Here is an 8,686-nt window from a genome sequence, read left to right as displayed (position 1 = left end):
ATCTAGAAATATCTTGAGACGTCCAAGTATTTTCTTTATTACTGGACTCTTATTAGAGAGTAAAACTAAGCCTGAGATAGGGCTTAAATATTAATATACGAGGGGAATTAGTATGTCTTGTTATTACTACTGTAAGTATTGTAAGGAGTATAAAAATAAGCATCATGATTGTTGTAAGAACACTAGTAAGTGTCATGATAACAAGGACAATCTTGTTAGAGCATCGGCATTTAGAGCTAGAAATACTGTGAATCAAAATGTTCCTGCTAATACTTTTGTGAAAGTGTTATTTCAAAATGAACAATTTGATTTAGCGAATGAGTATAATCCAGCAACATCTATTTTTATGCCGAAGACTAAAGGTGTATATTCTATTATTGGAACGATTGGTTTCTTTCCAAACGATTCAACTTTAAATTATAGAGCGCGTGTAGAAATTCGTGTGAATGGAAACGCAGCGATAGCTATAGATAATGACTTTTTTGGTCCAATAAGTTTTGGAAATGTCGTAAGTGTTTCGACGATTGTTCAATTGAATGTAGGGGATGAAGTTGAGATTTATGCACAAAGTAGTATAGATGGAGTTTTAAGTCCTTTAGAAGATGGTGCACATTTTGAAGCAGCAAGATTTCCTTCTCCAATTAAATAAAGTCATTAAACAATGAGTTTGTAGAAGCTTAAAGGTAAACCCTCACCGAAATGGTGAGGGTTTTTTAATCTATTAAAAATAGTAACAGGTCGTCCAAGCTATTCTAATCTATATAGCATACTATGTAAAAATAAGTGTAAAGGGGGACTAACTATGTCTTATTATTACTGTAAGTATTGTAAAGATTACAAAAAGGAAAGTCATGATTGTTATAGGAAAAGTAGTAAATGTGATAGGAAGTATGTAAAGGTGAAGTGTTGTGATGATAAGAAAGAGGAGCTTGTAAGGGCATCGGCATTTAGAGCTGTGAATACAGTTAATCAACCTGTTCTAGCAAATACTCCTGTTAAAGTATTATTTCAAAATGAACAATTTGATCTAGCGAATGAATATAATCCAGTAACGTCGATTTTTACTCCGAAAACTAGAGGGGTATATAGTGTATTAGGAAATATAACATTTTCTCCAAATGATTTTAATGTAAATTACAGAGCTAGAGTAGAAATTCGTGTAAATGGCAATCCGGCAATAGCGATAGATAATGATTTCTTTGGAACAGGAGTATTTTTTAATAATGATGTTTCCGTAACTACTATTCTTCAATTAGAAGCAGGAGATTTAGTTGAAGTTTTTGCAGAAAGTAGTATTGCTGGCGTAATTGTACAAAATGTTAATGGTGTAAATACGGTTCACTTTGAAGCGGCAAGATTTCCTTCTCCAACTAAATAAAACTGATTATTAAATGTTTTTTAGTAGGTTTAGTTAATCCCCTTACCAAATGGTGGGGGATTATTATTGTTTTTCTAAAATATATAAGTAAATAGGTAAAGCGTAGTTTAATTTGTAGGGGCTTCAACCTTCTTCAGATAATAAACAGAATAATAAGTAACATGCTTGTAAAAACGCATTGTTAGTAAGTTTACTAGTTTTCTTATAGAACAAGAAAGACGGAATACATAAAAGATCGTATCATTATGTTTTTTCTTTACCATATAGAAATTATATATTGAACATAGATTTGTGTAGGGAATGCTAATACACTGAAAAGAATAGCATAAAGGCGATTACACTATATAAAAACAAAATCAATCCTAAGATGAGTAGTATTGGATGCAACTTGAACATATTTGACCTCCTTGAGTATATAAAGAATTTTAATATATTGTTGGTCAATTTAGAAGGGGGACGGTTACATAAAAAAAGAGCATACATAAAAAGTACGCTCCAAAGAAAGATAGGTTTTATGAGTGGATAATCTCCATACGATAATATATGTTCTTTTCATAAAAACGTGTAAAAAATCAATGAATTATCAATGGAATATCATAACATGAGTAATTTTAGTCTAGGAATGCAGTTATTTTCTTTCTCGGTTATTTTAGGTAATAAAGTTGTGAAAATCGTGCATTATGCGGACTAACAACGGGATAGCGATCGTACTTCCGTTACATATTTCTTAAAGTCTGGGTATTGCGTGATAGTTTGACATTTAGGGGTGCATAGTTGATTAATTATAGACACATTTGTAATTACTTCGTTACAAGGACCGAAAAATGTAATTTTTAGCTTTGAATTTGGTGGGATTTTGAACACGATAGGTTTTTTTTCCATGAAATCAGCTCCTAATATTGAGTATTATAATTTAATGGATATAGAGTCGTATTAGTATAATATGAAATTTCAGTGGATTTGCTTATAATAAAGAATTTTATAGTAGTAAAAGTGCTTAAAGATGTAAAGGGGAAATTGAGAATGGAAAATAAAATGTTTAATTAATATAATCAATAAATACGCAAATGGTTAATATAACTAATGCATTTTTTTGTTTGTTACATATTATGTTAGTAAGAATGGTGTAAGGGGGTAGTATAAAATAGTGGAAGAAAATGTACAAGCTCAGCTTTCGCCACCGTGGATCACATATTTTAATGAATTAAAAAATTCAATAGGTGCTGATCCAACTGTTACAGTTGGGCCGCTTATTCCTGTTGGTGGTAATTATATTATTTTAGTGCATGCGTTAAGCAACGAAAAAGCGAGAGCATTAGCAACGCTTTTAAAATCTTTTGTACAATTTGGGAATGTAAGTGTGACAGTTATTGTAACGAATAATGAGAATGAAATTGTAAATCCATTTCCTTGTCCACTAGATGCATTTGAAATAGCTCATTTATTTCAAGTAGCACTAGAAAATAATCCTTATTTTGAACAAGTTGTGGTACAGCCTCAGTTCCCTGGCGGACCGAATGTTGTTTTTCCGGTTTTCGCTGCGGAAGTCATTCAGTTTTTCAATGACGATATTTCTAACTTATGTCAAACGTTTACAGGTGTTGCGGCCAATGTGTTTCGTGATGTAATGAATGATGAGGTTTGTGGTATCCCAATTCTATTTTCCACAAGTTGTGTTATGAGCAGTGAAAACTCACAATTACAAAATACAGATTTAGCACCAAAGTTGTTTTATTAAACTGTAAAAAGACATTTTCAGTAATAGAAAATGTCTTTTTTATGCACCAATAGTGTTCAGGTTGGAAAATTGCAATTTAATAGGAGTAAACTTCAATTAATTAAAATTTTTCTAAATCTCAAATTTCATGTAGAGGTAGTAATTTTGACTTAAGAATATATAGAAAATGAGGGATGAAATTTTTTAGTTGAAAGGAAATCGATACTGAAAGTTATAATTTAATAATACAGGAGATTTTTTTTAATATCTGTAAAAATGATTGATAGGACGAGATTACATAATAAATGAATAGTAGGGTATATTTCGAATGTTTTATGTGGCATACATGTTAAAGTTGATAGAAATATTTCTGAAAGAGAATATATTTTGAAAAACAGTAAAGATTCTTTTTATTTATATTATAGATAGCTAGTTTTAGAGAGAGGAGGCTTACAATAAAACAAGCTATGAATAAGACATTCAAAAGGAGCTGGAATGTATGGGGTATATTGTAGATATTTCAAAATGGAATGGAACTATTAATTGGGATATTGCAGCATCTCAGCTAGATTTAGTGATTGCTAGAGTTCAAGATGGCTCTAATACGGTGGATTTTATGTATCAAAATTATGTTAGTGAAATGAAAAAGCATAGTATCCCATTCGGTAATTATGCTTTTTGCCGTTTTATATCTATTGCTGATGCAAAGAAAGAGGCACAAGATTTTTGGAATCGTGGTGATCAATCAGCTAAGTTTTGGGTGGCGGACGTAGAAGTTCAAACGATGGCAGATATGCAAGGCGGGATACAGGCATTTATTGATGAATTACGCCGTTTAGGTGCGGAAAAAGTAGGATTATACGTAGGGCATCACACGTATTTATCATTTGGAGCATGTAATATTGAAGCTGATTTTGTATGGATCCCTCGTTATGGAGGGAATAAGCCAGCATATCCATGCGATATGTGGCAATATACGGATTCAGGGAATGTTCCTGGGATTGGGAAATGTGATCTGAATCGATTAGTAGGAAATAAGTCACTTTCTTGGTTTATAGATTCCAACAAAGCAAATCAATCTAACATAGTGTATACACAGCAACCGAATGGCATTGGTATTGCAGTTTCGAAATATCCTGATGGATACGGAATAAATTTATATGAAACTCCCATGACCCCTCAATTTACAGGTGCACTCACTCAGAAAATTCCATATTTAATCTTAACAGGTTATTGGGGAGGCGGTGAGCAAGATATGATTTGTTTAGAGAACGATAAGCAGTGGGCATATTTAAAACATTTTAATGTGAAATGGTTTTATGCAACTTCGAAATATCCTGTCGGTTACGGAGTAAATTATTATGAAGAGCCTGAATGTATGAATTATAAAGGGAATATAGATGGATCGACATCTTTTCGAGTGTGGGGTAGAGTGGGAAATGCGGTAGATATCGGGCAGAATAGTTGGATACCTGAAAAACATGTAATTATTAAGTAACTATAGCGGCAGTATTGTTTTTAAGGAGTATGTAAAGAGTCTTCTTACTATACATAATAGTAAGAAGACTCTTTACGTTTAAAAATGAAAATACATGATACATAGTCTACTCATATGAAATGAATTACATGTAGAAAACACACTGTTTTCACAATGACTGTGTATAGTTAATTTGCATAATGATAAAAGTGAGGTATTTGAATTGAAAAAGAAAAAAATATTTATTGGAACAATTATTTCATGCGTGATGCTAGCATTATCTGCATGTGGTTCCTCAGACAACGTAGTAACATCAAAAGTAGGGAATGTTACAGAGAAAGAATTAAGTAAAGAATTACGACAACAATATGGAGAAAGTACTTTATATCAAATGATGTTAAGTAAGGCATTGTTAGATAAATATAAAGTTTCAGATGAGGAAGCAAAAAAGAAAGTAGAAGAAGCAAAAGATAAAATGGGTGAGAACTTTAAATCGACTTTAGAACAACTTGGATTGAAAAACGAAGATGAATTAAAAGAAAAAATGAAGCCAGAAATTGCATTTGAGAAAGCGATTAAAGCAACAGTTACAGATAAAGATGTGAAAAATAACTATAAACCAGAAATGAAAGTAAGTCACATTTTAGTGAAAGATGAAAAAACGGCTAAAGAAATAAAGGAGAAAGTAAATAATGGTGAAGATTTTGCTGCCTTAGCAAAACAGTATTCAGAGGATACTGGTTCAAAGGAACAGGGCGGGGAAATATCTGGTTTTGCTCCTGGGCAAACAGTGAAAGAATTTGAGGAAGCTGCGTATAAATTAGATGCAGGCCAAGTAAGTGATCCGGTTAAAACAACTTACGGTTACCATATTATTAAAGTGACGGATAAAAAAGAATTGAAGCCATTTGATGAAGTAAAGGATAAAATTCGTAAAGATATAGAACAACAAAGACTACAAGATACGACAGGTAAATGGAAACAACAAGTAGTCAATGATTTATTGAAAGATGCTGATATTAAAGTGAATAATAAAGAATTTAAAGATACATTTAAATTTCTAGAAAAGAAATAATGACTGTAATCATAATTAGAAAAGGGAACTCATATAGAGTTCCCTTTTCTAATTAGTGTGTGAGTTATAAATAGATAGTAAGACAATACAATATTACATTTAAATATTAAGAATTACAATGGGAAATTATGGTTTATAATTATTTCAACGAAAGTGGATATTTTACGGTTTTCATTATGCAAGTTTATTACATATATTTACTCTTTAATAATGAATATCGAACATAATTTAAAAAATAATACATATAATGTTTTTGAATAAATATTTAACATGGATAATTAGTAAAAAGCTGAGCATTCGATTGGAAAGGATGTTCTTTTTGTTGTGAAAATTTTAGGATAAAGAATGAATCGTTTTAAACGCATCATTTACCACATCAATAAATTAAGGTGGGGAGAATATATGAAAGTAATCTTTCAAGGAGAGGGCGGAGCGAAAATTTTTGAGTCATATGATGAAAATATAAGTGATTTATTAGTTATATTAAAAGAAACGAAAGGGATTAAAATTGGGATGGTTGAGTATAAAGTGTTAAAGTACGAACTTAATTATTTTCGTCATCCGAAAAAAGCGGATACAGAGAGAGAGTTACATATAATAGTACAACCTAAGTATATGTAATAAAATATAATAATAAAAATCACTGATTCAGTTTTGTAAAGTTCCATAGAGTATGTAAGAAAAGAGAGTGTTGTAAATGCTCTCTTTTCTTATGCTTTGTGAGTTCGTTCATCATAGTATATGTTTTCAGTTATAGATGGTTAATAAACGATAAAAATTTAAAACTTTTTCGTTTAGGCAGGGATTTTATATTTGAGTAAATAAATATACTATGAAGTATTTTTTATACGAATATTGAAGGAGTATAAAATGAGTTTAGCAAGTTACACAGGCTGTAATGTAGAAATTCCGTTAACGGATCCAGATTCTAATGATGTAATTGTTTTTGGACCGTGTTTTTCAGATGAAAGTATGCTTGAAATTGTACAAGATTATCAATTCCAAACAAATTACACATATGAGGTTTCAACTAATTGGGGAATTGAACTTGTCGAGTGGCAAAATGTAAAGGAAAAAAAAGAAGCGAAAGAAAAACTTTTAACTTTATGCAAGATTATGGAAAGTTATTTGGAAGATGGAGACTATTTCGAATTATTTAGTTGTTGGGTTGGTGATGAAGATAAGGAACGAGTAGGGGAATTGAACTTAAAAATAAATCATTTTAATATAGATGAATTATGTATTCCAGAAAGAACATTAGTTAGGATAGAAAAATAAGCTTTGAATATTTTTTAGAAAAAGGCGATTTCACTTTGTGTGAAGTCGCCTTTTAGTTTTTATATGCATTTTATATAAGAAATGAAAAGTTTATTTGATAAAGGAAAAAATATGGAGATAAATAAAATTATGTTTTTTGTTAAGAAATAATAAGTATAGCTCTTCTCAAAGGAACGTAAGTTCGTGTATAATAAGAACGAATGTTCTTTTGAGAGGTAACCTAATTATAGTTTAGAAGTAAATTCGAGTTTAGTAAGTATTAAAAATAACTAAGGGATAGCATGAATAAACAAATGTATAAATGATCAAGGAGATAAAAAATGAACGATGTAAAGATACAAAAAGAAGAAAGAGAGTGGGTTCCGTTTACAGTAATGTCCGAACAACTTTTAAATATGAGAAAGATTATTGGAGAGAAATTAAAAGTACAAAAACCGCTTTTAACAAATGAAGCAAAAGAGAGGATTTCTGATAAATTATTAACGTCATTACTGTCTGAGAAAGAAATATTGGTAACATATTTTGAAGATGGTTACATATTAACAAGCTACATGACTGTTGTACATATCAATCCGGTAAAACAAATTGTAATTTGTACAGACGCCTTTTATAAAACTTACGTATTTAACGCTATGGATATTATTGAAATAATGTAAAAGAAGCTGAATATTTAAATGGCAGCTTTTTTTATTTCTGATTTATGAGACAAATAATATAAGAAAAAGCAGCTAGCTTTGTGCTAGCTGCTGAGCCCCAGGGAAAGGGAGAAAAAGATAGGGTACTCCAAAATCGATAAGAGCTGTCAAACAGCCTGATTATAGTATAGACAAATTAAAATTTTCTATACAAAAAGTTGAACATAAGATTAGGCTGTACCCACTTGGTTTTGATCTGCAAGGTCAGAATCAAATGTATTAGTCGCGCTAACACCGCTAAAAGTATTAACAACAAAACCAACGTTTGATGCGCCGGAACCATTATAAGCTTTCGTATTTTCTTTCGGAGAAACGTTGTAGAAATCACCTAAGTTAAATGATCCATTACTATTTTGTACAACTAAATTTCCTACAACTGATGGCATAATTTTCACCTGCTTTATAATAAGTTGTTAACATTACTATATGGAGTTATAGTCCAGATGGTTCATATAATAAAAATTGTGGAATAGTAAAACGTTTGGAGCATGGATTTCAATAAAAGTGTGTTAAAATTAATATAATAAAGTTGAGTAATTTTTTTAAAAAATTTGTATAATCGATATATATGAAAATAAAGGAGGCAAAATGTAATGAAAGATATTATGAAAAAAGTTGATTTAACAGATGCCAAATCAAGTAATCTTGTTGCACTAATTTATAGTAATGAAGTTATATTAGTTGAAGACGCATTTTGTCCAAATGAAATAAAATTAAAGTTTAATGAAATTGCAATTTTATCTGCAATTAAAACAGCTCATATTGCGAAAGTGTCTATTAGGAAAGAACTTGAAGCGCTTTTTCATGATACGGGTGTTATATTAGTGAAACAAAATGTTGATTATGGTAGTAGCCAATCTATTACCATGCATTTTGAGCAATTTAAAAAGTTGCAAGATGAGATTGAACATTTAAATAAAAGTATGTAATAAAGCAGCTAAATAAAGGTTCTATCATAAAGACCTGCGGTAGTATGTCAACTGAAAAATAATATCTTTTGAAGTTATCAAAGGACAAATTGCTTAAAAAAGACATCACGAAACTAGACCAGTATTTTATGTAAAAT

General features: G+C 30.6%; 11 protein-coding genes. 9 read left to right on the top strand and 2 right to left on the bottom strand.

Annotated elements, in window-relative coordinates:
* The first annotated feature begins 112 nt into the window (after positions 1-112).
* Positions 113-649 carry a C1q-like domain-containing protein gene (locus tag MR168_RS31150; RefSeq protein WP_086411575.1) on the top strand — a complete coding sequence of 179 codons (537 nt, stop codon included), beginning with the start codon at positions 113-115 and terminating at the stop codon, positions 647-649.
* A 153-nt stretch (positions 650-802) separates the two neighbouring features.
* Positions 803-1,378 (top strand): complement C1q domain-containing protein, encoded by a 576-nt coding sequence (locus MR168_RS31145; protein WP_000122943.1) that lies wholly within the window; start codon positions 803-805, stop codon positions 1,376-1,378.
* A 687-nt stretch (positions 1,379-2,065) separates the two neighbouring features.
* On the opposite strand, the gene MR168_RS31140 is transcribed toward MR168_RS31145, so the two are convergent.
* Entirely contained in the window at positions 2,066-2,260 is a 195-nt protein-coding gene (locus MR168_RS31140; RefSeq protein WP_000412555.1) for a hypothetical protein, read from the bottom strand.
* Between the two features lie 265 nt (positions 2,261-2,525).
* Here MR168_RS31140 and MR168_RS31135 point away from each other — a divergent pair, with 265 nt between their 5' ends.
* The 6 genes from MR168_RS31135 to MR168_RS31110 all read left to right on the top strand — a co-directional run bounded on the left by MR168_RS31135 (position 2,526) and on the right by MR168_RS31110 (position 7,581).
* A complete protein-coding gene (locus tag MR168_RS31135) occupies positions 2,526-3,116 on the top strand; it encodes a hypothetical protein (RefSeq protein ID WP_000392281.1) in 591 nt (196 codons plus the stop codon).
* 478 nt (positions 3,117-3,594) lie between these two features.
* Complete coding sequence (locus tag MR168_RS31130; protein WP_000540653.1) at positions 3,595-4,593, top strand: glycoside hydrolase family 25 protein; 999 nt, start codon at positions 3,595-3,597, stop codon at positions 4,591-4,593.
* 202 nt (positions 4,594-4,795) lie between these two features.
* Positions 4,796-5,647, top strand: a complete 852-nt coding sequence (locus MR168_RS31125) for a peptidylprolyl isomerase PrsA (RefSeq protein WP_000727348.1) — start codon at positions 4,796-4,798, stop codon at positions 5,645-5,647.
* A gap of 402 nt (positions 5,648-6,049) precedes the next feature.
* Positions 6,050-6,268 (top strand): hypothetical protein, encoded by a 219-nt coding sequence (locus tag MR168_RS31120; protein ID WP_000864275.1) that lies wholly within the window; start codon positions 6,050-6,052, stop codon positions 6,266-6,268.
* Between the two features lie 249 nt (positions 6,269-6,517).
* The gene (locus MR168_RS31115) at positions 6,518-6,925 is read left to right on the top strand and encodes a KH domain-containing protein (RefSeq protein WP_086411576.1); all 408 of its coding nucleotides are present in this window, start codon (positions 6,518-6,520) and stop codon (positions 6,923-6,925) included.
* A gap of 320 nt (positions 6,926-7,245) precedes the next feature.
* The gene (locus tag MR168_RS31110; protein WP_002024004.1) at positions 7,246-7,581 is read left to right on the top strand and encodes a YolD-like family protein; all 336 of its coding nucleotides are present in this window, start codon (positions 7,246-7,248) and stop codon (positions 7,579-7,581) included.
* Between the two features lie 209 nt (positions 7,582-7,790).
* Here MR168_RS31110 and gerPF read toward each other — a convergent pair whose 3' ends face one another.
* Entirely contained in the window at positions 7,791-8,006 is a 216-nt protein-coding gene (gerPF, locus tag MR168_RS31105; RefSeq protein WP_001141569.1) for a spore germination protein GerPF, read from the bottom strand.
* A gap of 207 nt (positions 8,007-8,213) precedes the next feature.
* Here gerPF and MR168_RS31100 point away from each other — a divergent pair, with 207 nt between their 5' ends.
* Positions 8,214-8,549 (top strand): hypothetical protein, encoded by a 336-nt coding sequence (locus MR168_RS31100; RefSeq protein ID WP_000651907.1) that lies wholly within the window; start codon positions 8,214-8,216, stop codon positions 8,547-8,549.
* Positions 8,550-8,686: the final 137 nt, after the last annotated feature.

It is taken from the genome of Bacillus cereus group sp. BfR-BA-01356, from assembly GCF_022663635.1.
Classification (GTDB): Bacteria; Bacillota; Bacilli; order Bacillales; family Bacillaceae_G; genus Bacillus_A; species Bacillus_A cereus.
Note: the sequence above shows the minus strand (reverse complement) of the source record. Positions and strands in the feature narration are given on the sequence as shown.